The following is an 18536-nucleotide window of genomic DNA, read 5'->3' on the forward strand; positions in this document are numbered from 1 at the left end:
CCTTCCCAACAGGTGAACGCATCCATAGATTGATATTCTACGAATCCCTTGCCGATTCGCCACATTTTCGGTTATCCCCCACCCTGCTCTCCCGCTCATGAGCAGAATTTTCCGAGCTTTTCGACAGCAGGGGAGGCCAAAAGCTCAAAATTAAAATGCGGCTGTCTCAAAGCTGCCCGGTTTTCTATCCATCACGGAATGCCTTATCGATGATGCGTTGACCCTATAGCAGTCAGACCGCTGCTTCCTTGCTTTCTCGCATCACAAAAAGCAAAACGGGGCTGCTGGATGGCAGCCCCGCGAGAAAAATTCGCGAGAAACCGGCGTCTAATCGGGGGTTAACCAATCCACCACCCGCTGCCAGAAACTTTCAAGATTGCTCCAAAGCGAGTTTGGCGGTGTTTGGGTGCCGGTAACCGCTACCGGCAGGGTGGCCTGAGACGCCATTCGTTCATCCGGCACATCGAAGGGGGCAAAATAACTGCTGCGCGTTGGCCACCAGCGCGGGCGGCGGGTGTTCTCTGGGGTCGGCTCAACCGGCGCGGAGGTAGGCTGCACCGGCGCGCTGGTCGGCGCAGGCGGCGGGCTGGTCGGCGCTGGCGGTTGAGTCGGCGCCTGGGTGGGTGCCTGAGTTGGCACTCGGGAAGGCACTGCAGTGGGGGGAACCGGCGTACTGGTGGGCCACCAGCGCGGCGTCCAGATCGGCGTCCAATACGGCCAACTCCACTGGCTGGTGGCGGTTGGCGCCGGTTTGGTGGCGCTGGGCGCGATGATGATGCTGGTTGGCACGGCCTGGGTGGCGGTTGGTTTTATGGATGTCGGCGTGGCGTTCACCACCTGGGTGGGCGGCACGGACGTGCTGCTGGGAGCCGCCTGAGTGGGTTGGGACTGTGATGTGGCAGTAGCGGCCGGAGGCGCCGCGGTGGGCGGCGCTGGCTTCTGCTCCTGCTGGTCATCGTCGTCATCTTCTTCCCGTGGGGTCGCGGTGGGATCAATGCGCCGCGGCGTTACAGTGGGAACCGGCGTCTCCAGGTTTTGCAGCACTTCACTTACCTGCTCTTCCTGGGCGGCCGCGTCGGCCAGAGCTTCTTCCACCAGTTCCATGCGCACCGCGGGGACCACATATTCGCGCAGGTCCGCGCTGTAGTTGGCCACTAGCCCCGAATGCAGGCTGACCGGCAGTTCGGTTGCGCCAAGCGCGTTGGTGCGGTTGGGGTTAAACAACAGCCAGGCGATCAGCGCCAGCCCGGCGGCCAGCACCAGTAAGATCATCATGCGCCAAAAAGATGGCATGTGCGCTTCATTCGTCCGTTTCATGTTCCGCTGCATCCTGCACGTCCTCTACCTTTATTATCGGCTCGGGGGGCAGCAATCTGAAGACTTCCAGCTGCTCCACTTTGCCTTTTACGGTAAATTGACCTAATGACCAGAGTGAAAAATGCATGCGCTGGTTTTCTCCCAGGGCGTCCCAGGTGGCGCTGCTAATCAGAATGCCGCTGTTCTCAATCAAGTCGCGGGTCAGCGCCTCGAGGCGCTGAGTGGTGTTAACCGTGTCGCCAATGATGGTGTAATGAATCCGGTCCGAACTGCCCAGGCCGCCGGCCATCACCGGGCCAGTATGCACGCCGATGCCGGTATGGAAGGGCGGCAAACCCTGGTCTTCGCGCTGGCGGTTAAATTCCTCAATCGATTGGATCATCTCCATCGCCGCCTGGCAGGCATCTTGCGCGCTTTCGGCGGGCGTCTGCGGCACCGGTAAAATACCAAAGAAGGCCAACATGGCGTCGCCGTCGAATTTATTTACCACACCGCCGTGCGCCGTAACAATCGGCACCAGGCGGCCAAAATATTCATTCAACCAGGCAAACAGCAAAGCCGGCTCAGTTTGGGCGGAAATGGGTGTGAAGCCGCGAATATCGGCCATAATCACGGTGGCCACCGCCTGCTGACCGGCCAGGCGCAGGTCGCCAGAGGAGAATGTCTCGCGCAGCTGCTCGCGCACGGCCGGCGATACGGTGCGCCCCAGCAGGTCGCGGTAGATCACACCTTCCTGCAATCCGGCAATCATATAATTAAACGAATGCGCCAGAGCGGTGAGTTCGTCGTCGCCTTTGGCTTCCACTTTCACTTCCAGGTTGCCGCGCGCCACCTCACCGGTAGCCGCCACCAGCCGCTCGAGGGGCGCGGTGATCAGGCGCGCCAGGTATGAGCCAACCAGCACTACCAGCAAAATAGCCCCGGCTACCAATCCAAAAATTTGCAGGCGGGTTACCTGGCTGGTGCGCACCAAAAAGGCCTGCGCCAGCGAAACACCCAGCACGCCCACATCGCTGCCACCGCGCACCTCCCAAGGGCCCAGCAACTCGTTGTAGGTTATGCTGGCGGCGCGCAGCTCGCGCAGCGGGGCCGATTCTCCCTGGCGCAGCAGCACGGTTTGCACTTCATCACCGGGCAGGTTCAGGTCAGCCTGGGGGGCAGAAAGCGTGCTAGCCAGGGCCGCGCCTTGCAAATCATAAACGGTGATCTCGGCCAGGGTTTCCTGCTTCATTTCGCGGGTCAGGGTGTTCAGCGAGCGGCCCACCAGCAGCACACCAATCACCTGGTTGCGCTCGTCATAGACCGGGCCGCTCATGTACAGGTAGATGCCCTGCTCGGTGATGGCCAGCCCGGCGAATTTATCGCCCAACTCGTCCTGCCGGCCTTCCAGAACCGCCTGCACAAACGGCAGCGTCTGGAAAATTGCTTCGCTGCTGGAGAAAATGTATTCTCCGGCAGCCGCGCCGGGCGCGCGGCGCATGGAAAGCAGGCTGATTCCCTGCGTGTTGAGCACTTCCACGGCCTCTTCTTGGGCGTTTACCGCCAGCGGCAGGGTCAGCTCGCGCAGGGCTTCGGCGTTTCGGTCGCGCACGGCATCAATCATGCCCTGCGTGTTGGCAATCAGACGCAGGGTGGCTAGCATACTTTCTTCCTTGCGCACCATCCAATCAGCGGCCTGCAGGCGGGTTTCCACCAATTGATTGAGGTAGCGGTCTTGCACCGACTCTAACACCACCTGGCTGACAATGTAAGCCCCGGCCAAAGCAAACAGCAGGGCGAGGATGACATACGGAATGGTGATTTTGAAACGCACCGGCGTGCGCACGCGCTGGCTGGCGGTGGGCACATCCACCGCCGCGCTGCGCTGCACGGCAACCAGCCCGGCTTTCACCAGGGCGCGTTCGAGCCACAATTTATCAAAGGGCTGGCGCACAATCACATCGCAGCCCTGCTCGCGGGCGAACATTTCGCGCGGCAGATCGGGGTAACTTTGCGTGAGAATCAGGCGGATGGAAGGGTATTTTTCGCGCACCTGCTGGATAAAAGCGCGCCATTCTGCCTGGGGAAAATCCATCTCCAGCAGAATCAGGTCAAACGTCATTTGGCTGAGCAGCCCCTCAGCCTGTTTGAACTGCCAGGCCTGCCATACCGCGTCTCCGCGCTGCTTAAAGAAGCGCGTGAGGGCGCGCGCAGGCCTGGTCTCTTTTTGCAACAATAAAACCTGAAGCGACATCGGCGGCTTCTCTCACTCCGAGGGTGGGTACAAGGGGATTGAGGAAGGCGCGATCACATAAGGTATTCGCGTAAATTGCGGCTGCGGGTGGGGTGGCGCAGCTTGCGCAGCGCTTTGGCTTCGATCTGGCGAATCCGCTCGCGGGTTACATTGAAGTACCGACTGACTTCTTCCAGGGTGTGATCCTTGCCATCAATCAATCCAAATCGCAATTCCAATACCTGGCGCTCGCGCTCTGAAAGGGCGGCCAGAGCGTTTTGCACCTGCTCGCGCAGCATTTCGCGAGCGGCAGCATCCATTGGCTCAAGAGCGTCGTCGTCTTCAATGAAATCGCCCAGCGAGGAGCTGTCCTCATCGCCCACCGGGCGCTCAAGCGAAATGGGTTCTTCGGCAGACTGTAAAACCCGCTGCACTTTGGCAGTCGCCCACATCCAGCGCCGCTGGGTTTCCAGGTCAAGGGTCAAGTCGTCTTTGATGGCGCGCTTGATGCGGATGGTATCCTCTTCCGAGAGGAAGCCCGCTTCGAGCGCCAGTTCTTCGTTGGTTGGTTCGCGGCCCAGTTTTTGCACCATCTGGCGTTGCATGCGCAGCAGGCGGGTGATGGCCTCGAACAGGTGCACCGGAATGCGAATGGTGCGCGCCTGCTCGGCGATGTAGCGGCTGATGGATTGGCGAATCCACCAGGTGGCATATGTAGAAAACTTGAAGCCGCGGGTGGGGTCAAACTTGGTCACCGCGCGCAGCAGGCCAAGGTTGCCTTCTTGGATCAGATCCAAAAAGGAAATGCCGCGTCCCAAATAGCGCTTGGCAATGCTTACCACCAGGCGCAGGTTGGCGCGGATGAGGGCCTGGTTGGCCTCTTCGGCGCGCCAGTGAATGCGCTCCACTTCGATTTCCAATTCATCTTCTGAGGGCAGGCTGGCTTCAAGGAAATCCATTCCGGGCAGCTCACCTGATTCTTGCAGCGCGTCCATCAGGCGCGCGGCGGTTTTGGGCGGCAGCATATACAACCCCAGAAAGACGACAAACATCTGGCCAACCATGCTGTCCCACACCGCGTCGCGGCCCCACATACCATTATCGAGGTAGGCGCGCAGGTACGAGGGCGCGTCTGACTGCCAGCTGCGCTGCAAGAGCTGCGCCTCTGAAAGCGTAAGCGCCAGGTCTGGCACAGCGCCCATGTCGATATCAGTTACTTCCTTCTCCACATTTTGCCAGGCGGTGTGCATTTTTTGCAGCACCTCCAGGTAAATCTGGTGGAAATGGTCGGGCTGGCGGGTTTTCGGCTTGGACTGCTTATCGAGGCTTTCGATCAGGCGCTCCGCTTCAATGCGCGTGGCCAGGCGAAACTCCGATTCCGCATCCAGCAGGTTGATCTGCCCAATCTCCTTCAGGTACAGGCGCACCGGGTCTTCGGAAAGCTCCATCGCCAGCGAAGGGTCTTCGAGGATTTCGATGGGGTCTTCAATGGTAAGCTCTTCGCTTTCAGCCTCGATGGCGGCTGGCCAATCGTCATCCGAAGCGGCGTCTTCGGATGGAACCACGGCGCGCGCCGCCCCCGCCTTGCCTTTGGCCGGACGGGCGACTTTCTTGGTAGGCTTACGGCCCCGCGTGGAGCCATTCTCTACAGGGGTGTTCTCCTGGTTGAGCAGGTCCTGCGGATTTTCAGACGGATCGGTAAGATTTGAGGGCGGTTTCTTTCTGGGCATGTTTTAACTATACCATGATTTGGATTTAGTCCACCTGCAAGGGACGGGCAAATGCCGCATCGAGGCGCGCTTTGGTGAGGGCAATCTGCCCCACTTGCTGTTGAAACGTCTCTCCGCGAAATTCCGGCTCCAAAAACTGCAGCTGGTTGATCTGATCGCTGATGCGAATTTTCCGCAAATCCAAAATACTGTGAAACAAATCTTCCAAAAGCTTGTCGGGCTGCGGTTCGCCTTTCTCCAGGGGCGCGCGCAGCGCTTCATAACGCTCCTGCAGCTCATCCGGCAGGCGCCGCTCAATGTAGGGCTGCGGGTCATGTTCGGCCTGCACCACCGACTGCTGAACCAGCTCCACCAGCCCTTGCAGTTCGGTGTCGTCAAAATCCTGGCTGCTCAGGCGCGCCAGGCCGCTGTCTTGCAGGTTCAGATCGAGCTTAAAGAGCATCTCCGGCATGCGCAGCAGCAGGCTGACAATGTGGCGCTCCAGGCGGTGAGCGCGCAGCGCGCTGCCTTCCAGGGCCGGGGCGGCGTCGGGCGGCGAGGCAGCCGGGCGCGAGGCGCGCCGGCGCACCGCTCCAGAAGCAGCGGCGACGCGCGCGCCAACCAGGGCGCGTTCATCAATCTTCAGCAGGCGCGCCAGGCGCTGGCGGTAAGCCTCGCGCTCCACCGGGTTGGGCACATCCTCAATCAACGGCTGGATCTGAGAGGCAATTTCCGCTTTAGTTTTCGGGTCGTCCACGTCGCGCTGGGCGGCCAGGGTTTCCATCACATGAATCAGAATCGGTTTGGCCGCCTCCACAATCCGCTGCCATTCCTGCGGATCGCGCAGCACCACCTCATCCGGGTCCAGACCTTCGGGCAGGGTGGTCACGCGCAGATCGGCCTGCAGTCGCGCCTCGTGACGCAGCAAACCGCGCGCGTCAAAGGAAAGTTCATCGCTGCGGTCAAGCGTCTGGCGGGCAATTTCCAGGCCGCGCAGAGTAGCTTTTTCTCCGGCGGCGTCAGGGTCGAGGGCCAGCACAATCCGCCGCGTGTAGCGTTTCAACTGGCGCAGCTGGTCTTCAGTGAGGGCGGTGCCCATTGGCGACACCAGATTGGTAAACCCGGCCTGGTGCGGCACAATCACGTCCATGTAGCCTTCCACAATCACCACCTGGTCCAGAGCGCGGATCGACTTGCGCGCGCGGTCCAGCCCGTAAAGCAGGCGGCCTTTGTCGAACAGGTCAGATTGGGGCGAGTTGAGGTATTTGGGCATGTCATCGGGGTTGAGGGCGCGCGCGCCAAAACCGGCCATGCCGCCGCGCGCGTCGCGGATGGCAAAGAGAATGCGGTTGCGAAAGCGGTCGTAGACGCTTTCGCCGCGCCCTTCGCTGAGCAGGCCGGCCTGCATCATCTCTTCCACACTGTAGCCCTTGTTTTTGAAATGGTTGAGGGCGGCATCCCAGCTTTCGGGGGCATAGCCCAGGCCAAACACCTCTATCGTTTCGGCCTGCAGGCCGCGCTTTTGCAGGTAGGCGCGCGCCGGCGCGCCGGCCTCGCTTTGCAGCAGCTGGTGGCGATAGAAAATCACCGCCTCTTCCAGCAGATTGCGCAGCCGGTCGAGATGGTCATCGTGTTCCTGTCTTTCGGGGGTTTGCGGCTCCAACTCCACACCGGCGCGCAAAGCCAGGTTCTGCAGCGCCTCGCGAAAATCCCAGCCCTCTTTCTTCATTACAAACTTGAAGATATCGCCGCCTTCATTGCACTCGCCGAAGCAGCGCCAGGTGCCTGAATCGGGAAAGACCACGAACGCGGGGGTGCGGGTGTTGGTGTGAAAAGGGCAGAAACCTGTATAGTTACGGCCTGCCCGCCGCAATTTTACCGACTCCGAAACCAGATCAACGATATCGATTCGAGCCTTGATCTCATCTATGACAGACATGCTCACCCTTCCCCGCGCCATATCTGCACTGCGGGGTAAGAGGTATTATAGATTCGCTGCGCCGCGCCCGCAAGTGAGCGAATATTAGAAAATACTTACCTTGCGCCCCTTCCATCACGCCGTTGCAAAGACAATTTGTGCCTGGCGGTATTAATCGCTATACTAAAACATGAGGTCTGCCGCGCGGGCGGCAGCCTGAAACGCCATTAACATTCAAACGGTGAAGCGTATGAAGAAGAAAACTCCCATCCTCCTGCTGGTCTGCTGCGCGCTGCTGCTGATCAGCGTTTCCTGCGCCAGCTTGCCCATCCCCGGCCTGTCGCCCTCTGCCCCCAACCAGCCCGCCTCTGGCGAGCCAGCCGGCGAGATTCAACCCGTCTCGACCAACGCCGAAGGCGGCCTCACGCTGGCCACCAGCACCCCCAAACCACTGGTGCTGCAGTCGCCCACCCCGCCCGCGCCCGGCCAACCCGAACCGGCCGCCCTGGACGTGTGGGCTTACAACCGCCTCGACCAGAAGCTGATCGGCCTGGACGCGCGCACCTTTGAGCTGAAAAACGAATTGATTATGGACGGCGAGCCGGGCGGCGTGGCCGTCACCGAACAGGGCGCCTGGGTGCTGGACGTGAGCGGTAACCGCATTCTGCGCATTGACCCCGCCACCAACAGCGTGGCCGCCACCTTGCTGGCGCCCGGCTTTAAGCTGCGCGCCATCGCCGCCGGTGAAGGCTCGGTGTGGGTGGGCGTGGAAGAAGTGCCCCTGGAAGGCGCGGCCAGCGCCACCCCGCTGGGCGGTGTGCTGCGCCTTAACCCCGGCAGCGACGAGATTTCGCAGTACATCGAAACCTCTGCCCCGGTAACCGATTTCGCCTTCCGCCCCGGCGAGGTGTGGATCATCTCCACCAGTCAGGGCTTTAACACCCTCAGCCAGATCGACCCGGCCACCAACACCGTATCCACGCGCGGCGACTCGTCCATCTGGTACGAAACCAGCCACATCTCTGCCAACGCCTACGGCCTGTGGCTGATCAACACCACCGCCCCCAACACCGTCCAGCAGATCGACCTGACCAGCGGCAACCTGCTTTCGGCCACCAAGCTCGACCGCGTGCCCGGCACGGCGCGCGACATTGTGGCCTCGCAAGACGCAGTGTGGGTGCTGATGGATAACGGCACCGTGGCGCGCTTTGACCCGCAGCGCCTGGAAGTCTATTCCATCATTCCGGTGGCCAGCTTTGTGGATGAAATTTTCGCCCAAAGCGGCGCGATCTACGTCTCCAGCCAGTTTGAGGGCAAAATCTTCCGCGTGGATGTGGCCCAAAACCGCGTCAGCGCCAATTTTGTAACCGGCCAGGCGATGCCCACCCCTACCCCCACCGCCGCGCCCACCAAACCGGCTTACGGCGCTTGCGACGCGGCCTACCTCTCGCGCCTGCACGTTGGCGACAAAGCCAGAGTCAAAGAGATTCCACCCCAGGCCAACCGCGTGCGCTCTGAGCCGAACATTGAGGCTGAAACGCTGGGCTACATTCAACCCGGCGTTGGCATGACCATTCTGGAAGGGCCGCAATGCTCCAACAACTGGGTCTGGTGGAAAGTGGAAGCCGACACCGGCCTGGTGGGCTGGACCGCCGAAGGCGACGAAAAAGGCTATTGGCTCGAAGTGATCCCGTAAGATGACAAATTATCAAAGCCTCTCTGATTTTACTTAAAAAGACAACTTTTCTAATTTGACATTGAATTACAATATACTATAATATAAATAGCCTCATCTACCATGTGTAGAAAGAGATCTTTCATCGCCATCATTTATGGCGATGAATGCATTAAAATCCGATTTCTGTATTTATCTTTCAATTGAGACTTTGTTCTACTCCCATCGACATGAAAAGCAGTTACCAGAAACGCAATAACTCTATTTCCAATGTGCTTTTTTTCTAGAATAATCACATAATCAAAATTCTCTAGCCAAACATAGGTTCGTATTTTTTTATTTTCTTGGTAATCCCATTTTAAAATGATCGGATCACCAGAATTGTTGATACTAGGTCCACACCAAGGTAATCTCTCTGATCTTCGAAAATCGGGTATTCTATTAAACGGTTTTCCCTTGGTGGTTATATGCCAAAAACCCTCTGGATAATTGCCATCAATTTTTCTCTTGTCCCACCAAACTTCAAGTCCCTCATAATATGGTTTACCAATTTCAAAGTCTCGGCAAAAGATTTCAAATAATTCAATTATTTTCTTTTCCCAATTACCATCCATATTTATGATTTCTGGAAGCCAAAATGGTCTATTACACATTATCCATTCTCCTGCGCATTCCATTTAAAGAGATTGATTTTATCCGCTCTAAATAGCGTTTTTTCTGTTAGCTTATAACCTGATTTTCTGCGTATTAATTCAATTAATGATAATTTTGCTTGGCTTGTGGTCAGACCCCGATTCGCGTAACAAATAGCCCCTATGAATAAATCTGTCAATTGCATAATCTCAATTTCGTTGGATCGAACAATTTGGACTTTCTCAATAATATCCCTTGAAAAATCGAAAAGATTATTACACAAAACATCATGTAATTTCGCGACCTTTATTGCGCTTCGAGTGTCCTTTATATCAACATAAATTTGATATTGGTTTTCCGGGTCAAATATTATCTTTAACATATCAAAATACATCTTATAATACCAATCATCATGTGTTTGGTTATAATCTTCATGGCGAAGTTTCGATTTATCCGGTACTATTAACGCGCGAAAGTGTAAGTGGTTATTTGAGAAGAAGTAGTTCACCAATTCTTGGTAAAAAACTAACTGAGCTGGAGAGACTTTTATCCATTTAGTCTCGAAAGTTACAGGAAAACCATGCTCGGTTTTTATTAACCGTAAATCATTGTTAATTTCTTTTACTTGACTCTTTGGACACCAAATAGCCCCTATTACCATAACTCTCGAAATATCATTTTGAAGATAACAACTTTCATCACAATATATATTGTAGATTTTGCTCATTCTTTTCTCCTGAAGAAATTTTCTTCATGGACTGAATAATACTAATTTTTTCAAATTTTTTGTCTATCAATTAATAATATTGCTATCCCCCAAAATATAGTGAACACAAATAAATACCTCTTCAATAAAAAAAGCTGTATTTTAAATCTAAACCTGCCGCTTGATTTATTGTCTCTTATATACTAGCAGACAAAACAAATCAACCCAGGTAATATAACTGATAATCCATGTCTAGAGACAGGCTCAATTGCAGTGTGTACAGTATCGATTTCAATGCATCGAGCTAAAGACCTAATTTACTTATGGTGGTAAGTCAAATAATAAAAGGTCTGTAAATAGGCGGGGGAGGCGGTCACTTCTTCCTAAAAACGGTTTTCCGGCGAGTGCATCACCTTGCGTAAATTCAGCGCGTCGTAGATCTGCATGGTGCTGCGCGATTTGTTGAGGGTGTAAAAATGCACCCCGCGCACATCGTGGTCCAGCAAATCCAGCACCTGCTCGGTGGCCCAATGCCTGCCAATTTTGGCGAAATCTTCATCATCTTCGGCGCGGGCGAGCGCGCGCAGCAGCCGCGCCGGGTAGCGCACCCCAGCCGCCAGCTCGGCCATGCGCAGCATATTGCGCTTCGAGATGATCGGCATAATCCCGGCGATCACCGGCACCTGAATCCCGGCCAGCTGGCAGCGTTCGCAGTAATCGTAGAAATCACGGTTATCAAAGAACAACTGCGTCACGATGAAATCCGCGCCGGCATCCACCTTGGCCTTGAGATATTCAATCTCCTTGAGGCGGTTGGGGGTGGCGGGGTGGCCTTCAGTAAAACCAGCTACCCCCACGCTCAGCTGCGGAAAATGCTGCTTGATGAACGCCACCAGGTCTGCGGCGTAAGGGAAACCCTCTCCGGCGGGGATGGCGCGCTCTTCCGCGCCCTTGGGCGGGTCGCCGCGCAGGGCCATAATGTTTTCAATTCCGGCGTCGTTGTAGCGGGTCAGAATCTCAAAAACTTCATCCCGGGTGGTACCCACACAGGTGAGGTGCGGCATCACCGTGAGCTGCGCCGAGTTGTGCAGGCGCAGCACCAGGTTGTGGGTCAGCTCGCGCGTGGACCCGCCCGCCCCGTAGGTAACGCTGACGTGCGAGGGCTGCAGCGGAATCAGCTCGGTCATGGTCTGATACAGCTCTTCCGAGGCTTCGGGCGTGCGCGCCGGGAAAAACTCGAAGCTGAAAATAGTTTTATAGGTTTTCAGCAGGTCGGCAATCTTCATCAGATGTTAGAAACCTTCCAGTAGAGAGAAATCGGCCACACCCGCGGCCAGCGCGGCGATGCGCTGCAGCAGGCCCAGGCGGTTGGCGCGCTCGCTTTCCTTCTCAGACATGACTAGCACCTTGTCAAAGAAGGTGTTAATCGCCGGGATCATGGGCAGGAAGGCGGTGAAGAAGTCTTCCACCGACCCGGCGCGGCGCGGTTTTTCTTCCGCGGCCAGCAGGGCGGCGTAGAGCTGCTTCTCTTCGTCCATGCTGAAGGCGGCCGCGTCGATGGCGAACTTCTCGGTCTTGTCGCGAGTGATGCGCACGCAGCGCGCGTAGGCCGGCAGCACTTCGTTCCAATCGGCGCGCGCCACCTGTGCGCTGAGCGCCTTCACGGCGCGCATCACGCCCGCCGGGTTGTGCTGCTGGGCCGCCAGCACCGCGTCGACCACGTCGTAGCGGTAATCGGACTCGATCAGGAAGCTGCGCAAGCGCCCGACAATGAATTCCAGGCACTCCTTCTGGCTGGATTCTTTGACCTCCAGCGGCAGGTTCTGCGCGGCCAGTGCCAGGCCCTCGCGCAGATCAAAGTCCATGTCCCAGGCGATCAGGTTCTGCACCAGTCCCAGGGCGGCGCGGCGCTGGGCAAACGGGTCTTTGGTGCCCGAAGGCGCCAGCCCGGCCGCGAACAGGCCGCTCAACGAATCCAGCCGGTCGGCCAGGCCCACCACCAGGCCCGCCTTGCTGGCGGGGGTGCGGTCTCCGGCGAAACGCGGCAGATAATGTTCCAGAATGGCATCGGCTACCGCCTGGCTTTCGCCGTCGCGCAGCGCGTAATGGCGGCCAATGGTGCCCTGCAGGCTGGTCATTTCCACCACCATGTGCGACATCAGGTCGGCTTTGCACAGGCGCGCGGCGCGCGCCGCGACGGGCGCCGCCTCGCCGTCGATCTTCATCAAGCGCAGCAGATCACCGGTCAGCTTTTCAATGCGCTGGGTTTTATCCAGCATCGAGCCCAGTTTGAACTGGAAGGTGAGGGTCGAAAGGCGCGGCACAAGCTGTTCCAGCGTAGTGCTCTGGTCTTCGCGGATGAAGAAAGCCGCGTCGGCAAAGCGCGCGCGGATCACCTGGGCGTTGCCATCGGCCACCACATCCAGGTGCTGGTCGCCGCCGTTTCGCACCACAATGAAGTGCGGCAACAGCTTGCCGGCCTGGTCTTTCACCGGGAAGTAACGCTGGTGTTTCTTCATCACCGAGATCAGCACCTCAGGCGGCAGCTTAAGGTGTTCAGGCTCGAACTCGCCCAGCAGCGCGGTGGGGGCTTCCACCAGTTGGTTGACCTCATCCAGCAGGGCTTCTTCAATCTCACCATCGCCGCCGGCCTGCAGCATCAGCTTGCGCACCTGCTCGAAGATCGTTGCGCGGCGTTCCTGCGCGTCGAGGATGATGCCCTGCGCCTGCATGCGCGCGAAGTAATCGGCGGCATTTTGCACGCTGAACTCGGCCGGGGAAATGAAGCGCAGCCCGCGCGTTACCCGCCCAGAACGCAGCCCGGCGTATTCAAACGGCACCACATTGGCGCCAAACAGCGCCAGCAGCCAGCGAATGGGGCGTGAGAAGCTCACCCCGCTGCTGTTCCAGCGCATGGTCTTTTCAAATTTCAGGGCGGCGATCATGCCCGGCAGGGTTTCGCTCAGCACGTCCACCGCCGCGCGCCCGGCCTGGTGCACCACCGCGGCCACATAGCGGCCGCCGTCGATCTCGCGCACTTCCAGGTCTTTCACGTCCAATCCCTTGCCGCGCGCGAAGCCGGCCGCCGCCGGGGTGGGGTTGCCCTGCGCGTCAAAAGCGCGCGCTTCGGGCGGGCCTTTCACCACCACGGTCTGGTCGGGCTGGCGCTCGGCCAGGCCTTCCACCACCACGGCCAGGCGGCGCGGGGTAGTGAGCACTTTCAGGCTGTCATAACTAAGTCGCAGGTCGGCCAGCAGTTTGGGGGCCAGCTCTTCGAGCTGCTGCTGCGCGCTGATCAAATCCGCCGCGGGAATCTCTTCGGTGCCGATCTCCAGCAGGAAGGTCTGCGGGCCGCTCTGGGGCGCGGCTTCTTCCGCGGCGGTTTCCACAACCTGCGCCTGTCCGCCGCTCAGCCAGGGGAAGCCCTGCTCGCGGCGTTTTTCCACATACGCCTCGGCCACGCGCCGCGCCAGATCGCGCATGCGCGAGAAGAGCGCCTGGCGTTCAGTCACGCCCACCGCGCCGCGCGTATCCAGAATGTTAAAAGTATGCGAGCACTTGAGCACATAATCGTGCGCGGGCAGCACCAGGCCGTTCTTCAACGCCGTTTCGGCCTCGGCCTCAAACAGATCGTACTGCTTGCGCATATTGTCCACGTCGGCGATTTCAAAGTAATAGGTCGAATGCTCCTGCTCGCCCTGCAGGTTCACGTCGCCGTAGGTGCGCTGTTCGTTCCAGCGGATGTCGCGGAAGCTGCGCACGCGCTGCAGCGCCATGCAAATGCGTTCCAGCCCGTAGGTGATCTCCACCGCGTTCGGCTCCAGCACCATGCCGCCCGCCTGCTGGAAGTAGGTGAACTGGGTAATTTCCTGCCCATCCAGCCACACTTCCCAGCCCAGGCCCCACGCGCCCAGCGCCGGAGAGGTCCAGTTATCTTCCACGAAGCGGATATCGTGCTGCAGCGGATCGATGCCGATGGCTTCCAGTGATTTGAGGTACAGCTCCTGGGGGTTGCCCGGATCGGGCTTGAGGATGACCTGGAACTGGTAATGCTGCTGCATGCGGTTGGGGTTTTCGCCGTAGCGCCCGTCGTCGGGGCGAATGGAAGGCTCCACGTAGGCCACATTCCACGGCTCGGGTCCCAGCACGCGCAAAAAGGTAGCCGGGTTCATCGTGCCAGCGCCTACCTGGGTGTAGTACGGCTGCCAGATCATGCAGCCCTGCTGCGCCCAGTAGTTCTGCAGGCTCATAATAATGCTTTGGAAATCTAGGGGTGTATTCATAACCGCTCCGTCCATAAGATGAAGAAATCTAACGAGTGCGTGATGCCAAATTATACCAATCTTTTAAGATTCACACACCCGCGCAAAAAACGGATGGGGCAAAATGGGGGACTGTCTGATTCAACTCCAACCGGCCGCTTTTCTCAAAGCAGCCGGTTGGTGGAGAAATTCATTCGTGTAGGTTTAATTTATTCTTCCAAAAACCCCTTAAACGGGTGTGCCTTTCAATGTTTTTTCGTCGTAGCCCCAGCCCTTGCAACTGGGAAGGTCAAGCAGCACGAAGCTGGAATCTTCTTCGGCGGCGATCTTGATCTCGCTTTCCAGGTCGATGCGCGCCTGGTCATTACTGTGCAGCGTTACCCCATTCACACACAGGCGGCCGGCAGTCAGGTACAAAAACGTCCGGCGGTGGTCGTTGCTGGCCAGCTCAATCGCGTGGTGACCGTCCAGTTCGGCGCGGTAAATGGTCGCGTTGGCATTAAAGGTAACCACATTCTCCATCCCCACCCCCGAAGCCACCGGCAGCAGGCAGTTTTTCCACTGCGCGGGCTGGAAGGTACGCTGGTCATACGAAGGAGTGAGCGCGGGCACGTCCGGGTAAATCCACACCTGATAGAAGCGCGTCGAGTGCTCGCTGAGGTTAAACTCCGAATGGGTCACGCCCACCCCGGCGCTCATGCGCTGCACATCCCCGGCGCAGATCACGTTGCGGTTGCCCATGCTGTCTTCGTGGGTGATTTCGCCGCTCAATACCAGGGTGATGATCTCCATTTCGCGGTGCGGGTGGGTGGGAAAGCCGTAGCCGGGCAACACCACATCATCGTTGAAGACGCGCAGCGGCCCAAATTGAATGTTGTTGGGATCGTAGTAATTGGAGAAAGAGAACAACCAGTAGGTTTTTAACCAGCCAAAATCTGAGAAATGCCGTTTTTCGGCAGGAATCCGTTGAATCATAAGAGATCCTCCTTGAACAGGCAGTCTTGTATAGTTATTTATAGTTTCCGCGGGCGCGGCCATGGGGGGATAGGACGCGGAATTATTTCTTCCAGAAATTACAGGCGCTCTTGCCAGACATTTGTGAAGAGACCACCTGATCCGCCTTTTGTATTATAGGATAAATAAAATCCTGATTCAATGACGCTTATGTTAAAAAATCTCCCCTCATTTCGCGGTGAAATGAGGGGAGATTGCAAAAGCGGCGCTTTAACTACCCACCAAACATGTCTTCGTAATCTTGCATGCAGGCGCTGACCGCTTTGAGAGCGTGTTCCGCGCCATAGACCTGCTCAATGGAGACTTTAATATCTTCCCCTTTGACCAATTTGTAGGTGCTGAAGTAATGCACCAGGCGGTCGATGAGCACGTGCGGGATCTGCGAAATATCAGTTACGCCCGACCAGAAGGTGTCGTTGTCCATCACCGCCACAATCTTGTCGTCAGCCTCGCCACGGTCTACCATCTGAATGCCGCCCACCACCCGCGCTGTCAACAGAATCTCGGCCCGCGCAATCGGCCGCTCGCTGATCACGCAAATATCCAGCGGATCGCCGTCACCTTTGGTCGAGACGGGAGACAGGGCATGCAGGCGCTCGCCGCAGTACGTGCGCGGAATAAAGCCGTACAGTGTGGGTGGTTGAGAGGAGGTGCGCTGCGGCCGGTCGATGCGCACGTAGCCGGTGGTTTTGTCAATTTCGTACTTCACCAGGTCATAGGGAGTAATTTCAATATAGGCGTTGACCAGTTTCGGCGGTTTGGGTCCAACGTCCAGGCCGTGCCAGGGGTGCGGGCGCCAGCGGAAAAACGGTTTAGGGAACATGCCATCTTCTCCTGATCAGTTTTGTGGGGATTCAAAAGGGGGTCGCTGAACCTCTATGAACATCAGCTTTTTCAGTATACCAGATTTCGAAAAAAATCCAGTTATTTTACAACGTGTTAACCTGACGGGGAAAAGCGCAGCAGCATGGTGATGGAATCGCCATGCTGTTCCAGCGCTACAAACCCCAGGCGGCGGTAGAGCTTTTCGGCCGGGTTGGGGCGCTGCACACTCAGCGAAACGCCGCGCCAGCGCGTTTTGGCCAGGTCTAACAGATGCTTGAGCAGCGGCTCACCAATTCCCTGCCCGCGGAAGTCTGGCAGCAAGGCCATGCACAGTTCCGGGTAAACATCCGCCACATAACCGTAACCGCGATTCGCACCGGTCAGCGGGCGCAGCCAGGCCGCGCCCAGCGGTTGGCCGTCTTCCGCTGCCGCCACCAGACCCAAATCGCCGGGCTGCCCCCAGTTTTCCGCGTAGCGGGCAATTTCTGGCAGGCGCAGAATATCGCGCCCGGGGGCCGGCTCGCCGGGCGGCACATAAACAGCCTGATAGAGCATCTCCCACAGAAAATCCTGGTCGCCTGGTGCTGCCAGGCGGTAGATCACTCTCATCGCGTGTCCTCGGCGCGCAGGCTGAGCACCTCAAACGCCTCTTCCAGGGCGTCGTCAAAGAACTCGCCCGTGTCCACAAAGAGCATGCGTTCCGCGGAGCAGGTGTCGGCCAGCATGTGGCTCTCGCTGATATAACGGCGGATAATCGGCAGCAGCTCTTCGTTGCTCAAATCGCGCGTCCAGTCGTTGGCTCGGGCAAAAGCGCGCACCTGGCGCAGCTTAATCTCAGGCGCTTTAAGGGATGGGTAGCCAATAAACGCCACCACATAGCGGCGCGCATCCAGGCTGCGCAGGTCTTCAGGCAGCAAGTGATACCCCTCCAGCAAAAAAGGCACGCCCTCAAATTCCAGATGGCGCAGCCATTCCAGCACAAACGGGCTCAGGCGGCGCGCCGTCTCAATCGGACTGGTGGCGGCATGGGTGATTCCCAGTCCCGGAAATACGCGGCTGAAAGCCGATACCAGGCTGTCGAGACTGAGATGGGAAAGCCCCAGGTCGCGGCACAAACGCTGCGCCAGCAGCGACTTGCCCGAGCGCGGCACCCCGCCCAGGATGATGTTCTTCATAGCGTCTCCTTTGGGTCAACTGCATTGATTCTATCACGCCGCGCCGCGTTTAAGGCTGCCAGGCCGGTGAAAAGGCACTTTGGCCGGGCTCCAGCGCCAGCAGCGGGCGGCCCGCCCCACTGGTCAGGTCTAAAATCACAATTCCCCCGCTGCCCGGCTCGCTGATAGCTATTTCCATCCCATCCGGCGACCAGGCAAACTCGGCCCCCTCTGAATAGAATCCTGCGCCAATCCGCTCGGGATGGCTGCCGTCAGCATCCATCACATACAGGCCGTAGCGGTTATACACCCCGTCGCGCTCCGATAAAAAGGCGATCCGCTGGCCGTCGGGCGACCACTGCGGCGAGATGTTGGCCCAGGCATCGCTGGTCAGCACGCGCTCTTGCGAACCATCCGCGCGCTGAATGTGAATCTGGCTGGCGCCGTCGTTGCGCGCCGCCTGCTCGGCCAGCGACATAACCGCCAGCCACGCTCCATCCGGCGACCAGGCCGGGGTCTGGAAGAAAAAGTCGAAGGAAGGCTCGCTCAGCCTTTCCACCGCGCCGCTGGAAAGGGTCAGCGCCTCCCACCACCAGCGGCCCTGCCCGTCGGTGCAGCGGTAGGCCACCCGCTCTTCACCGCCGGGAATCCACAGCGGCATATCGTGCTGGCCCTCTGCGCTCAGCACCTCGGCCTCGCCGCCCGCCGCGCCCATCACAAAGATGCGGCTGCCCCCCGCCCGCGCGGAAGCGAAAGCGATGCGCGTTCCATCCGGCGACCAGGCCGGGGCCAGGTCGGCGGCGGAGTCATCCGTCAGGCGGGTGAGGCCGGTTCCGTCCGGGCAGGCGGTGTAAATCTCCGACTGCGGGCTGTCGCTGTTGAAATCGGCCAGGGCAAAGGCAATGCGCTTGCAGGGCGGCGTGGTGGGCATGGCTTCCACTGTTACCGCCAGGGGCGTGGCGCTGGGCGCGGGCAGCGCGGTGGGCAACGCCTCAGGGGTGGCGGGCGGGGCGGCCGTCGCCGCCGGCTGGCAGGCAGAAAGCAGCCCCATCAAAACCATCCAGCATCGAAGATAGCGATCTCGATTCATGCTGTCCTCCTGATAAATTGG

At 58.4% G+C, this 18536-nt stretch carries 14 protein-coding genes; 1 reads left to right on the forward strand and 13 read right to left on the reverse strand.

The genetic code is table 11. From position 1 onward, the window contains the following. Positions 1–327 precede the first annotated feature (327 nt). Genes ADN00_RS10605 through dnaG form a run of 4 tightly spaced genes read right to left on the reverse strand, consistent with a single transcriptional unit; the run spans position 328 to position 7177 of the window. Positions 328–1317, reverse strand: a complete 990-nt coding sequence (locus ADN00_RS10605; RefSeq protein WP_152966327.1) for a hypothetical protein — start codon at positions 1315–1317, stop codon at positions 328–330. Then, positions 1301–3550: an adenylate/guanylate cyclase domain-containing protein gene (locus ADN00_RS10610; protein ID WP_075062952.1), complete on the reverse strand. Its 2250-nt coding sequence runs from the start codon at positions 3548–3550 to the stop codon at positions 1301–1303. Before ADN00_RS10610 ends, ADN00_RS10605 begins: the two co-directional genes overlap by 17 nt. A gap of 53 nt (positions 3551–3603) precedes the next feature. Continuing rightward, a complete protein-coding gene (locus ADN00_RS20490) occupies positions 3604–5259 on the reverse strand; it encodes an RNA polymerase sigma factor RpoD/SigA (RefSeq protein ID WP_075062953.1) in 1656 nt (551 codons plus the stop codon). A 25-nt stretch (positions 5260–5284) separates the two neighbouring features. Next, positions 5285–7177 (reverse strand): DNA primase, encoded by a 1893-nt coding sequence (gene dnaG / locus ADN00_RS10620; protein WP_075062954.1) that lies wholly within the window; start codon positions 7175–7177, stop codon positions 5285–5287. Between the two features lie 229 nt (positions 7178–7406). Here dnaG and ADN00_RS10625 point away from each other — a divergent pair, with 229 nt between their 5' ends. After that, entirely contained in the window at positions 7407–8852 is a 1446-nt protein-coding gene (locus ADN00_RS10625; RefSeq protein ID WP_075062955.1) for a hypothetical protein, read from the forward strand. A gap of 134 nt (positions 8853–8986) precedes the next feature. Here the strand turns inward: ADN00_RS10625 and ADN00_RS19525 are convergent, their stop codons facing one another. The 9 genes from ADN00_RS19525 to ADN00_RS10670 all read right to left on the reverse strand — a co-directional run bounded on the left by ADN00_RS19525 (position 8987) and on the right by ADN00_RS10670 (position 18515). After that, the gene (locus tag ADN00_RS19525) at positions 8987–9484 is read right to left on the reverse strand and encodes a hypothetical protein (protein ID WP_082390056.1); all 498 of its coding nucleotides are present in this window, start codon (positions 9482–9484) and stop codon (positions 8987–8989) included. Further along, on the reverse strand, positions 9484–10191 hold the full coding sequence (locus tag ADN00_RS10635) for a DUF3800 domain-containing protein (RefSeq protein ID WP_075062956.1): 708 nt from the start codon (positions 10189–10191) through the stop codon (positions 9484–9486). The genes ADN00_RS19525 and ADN00_RS10635 overlap by 1 nt, the downstream gene beginning before the upstream one ends. Before the next feature lie 362 nt (positions 10192–10553). Continuing rightward, on the reverse strand, positions 10554–11456 hold the full coding sequence (gene metF / locus ADN00_RS10640; RefSeq protein WP_075062957.1) for a methylenetetrahydrofolate reductase [NAD(P)H]: 903 nt from the start codon (positions 11454–11456) through the stop codon (positions 10554–10556). Positions 11457–11462: 6 nt separating this feature from the next. Then, positions 11463–14453 (reverse strand): glycine--tRNA ligase subunit beta, encoded by a 2991-nt coding sequence (glyS, locus tag ADN00_RS10645; RefSeq protein WP_075062958.1) that lies wholly within the window; start codon positions 14451–14453, stop codon positions 11463–11465. 207 nt (positions 14454–14660) lie between these two features. Next, on the reverse strand, positions 14661–15407 hold the full coding sequence (locus ADN00_RS10650) for a pirin family protein (RefSeq protein ID WP_075062959.1): 747 nt from the start codon (positions 15405–15407) through the stop codon (positions 14661–14663). 253 nt (positions 15408–15660) lie between these two features. Further along, positions 15661–16269: an inorganic pyrophosphatase gene (locus ADN00_RS10655; RefSeq protein ID WP_075062960.1), complete on the reverse strand. Its 609-nt coding sequence runs from the start codon at positions 16267–16269 to the stop codon at positions 15661–15663. Positions 16270–16385: 116 nt separating this feature from the next. Continuing rightward, a complete protein-coding gene (locus tag ADN00_RS10660) occupies positions 16386–16880 on the reverse strand; it encodes a GNAT family N-acetyltransferase (protein WP_075062961.1) in 495 nt (164 codons plus the stop codon). Beyond that, positions 16877–17446 carry an adenylate kinase family protein gene (locus tag ADN00_RS10665; protein ID WP_075062962.1) on the reverse strand — a complete coding sequence of 190 codons (570 nt, stop codon included), beginning with the start codon at positions 17444–17446 and terminating at the stop codon, positions 16877–16879. Before ADN00_RS10665 ends, ADN00_RS10660 begins: the two co-directional genes overlap by 4 nt. A 49-nt stretch (positions 17447–17495) precedes the next feature. After that, positions 17496–18515, reverse strand: a complete 1020-nt coding sequence (locus ADN00_RS10670) for a TolB family protein (protein WP_082390059.1) — start codon at positions 18513–18515, stop codon at positions 17496–17498. Between the last annotated feature and the right edge of the window lie 21 nt (positions 18516–18536).

Source organism: Ornatilinea apprima (assembly GCF_001306115.1).
Taxonomy (GTDB): domain Bacteria; phylum Chloroflexota; class Anaerolineae; order Anaerolineales; family Anaerolineaceae; genus Ornatilinea; species Ornatilinea apprima.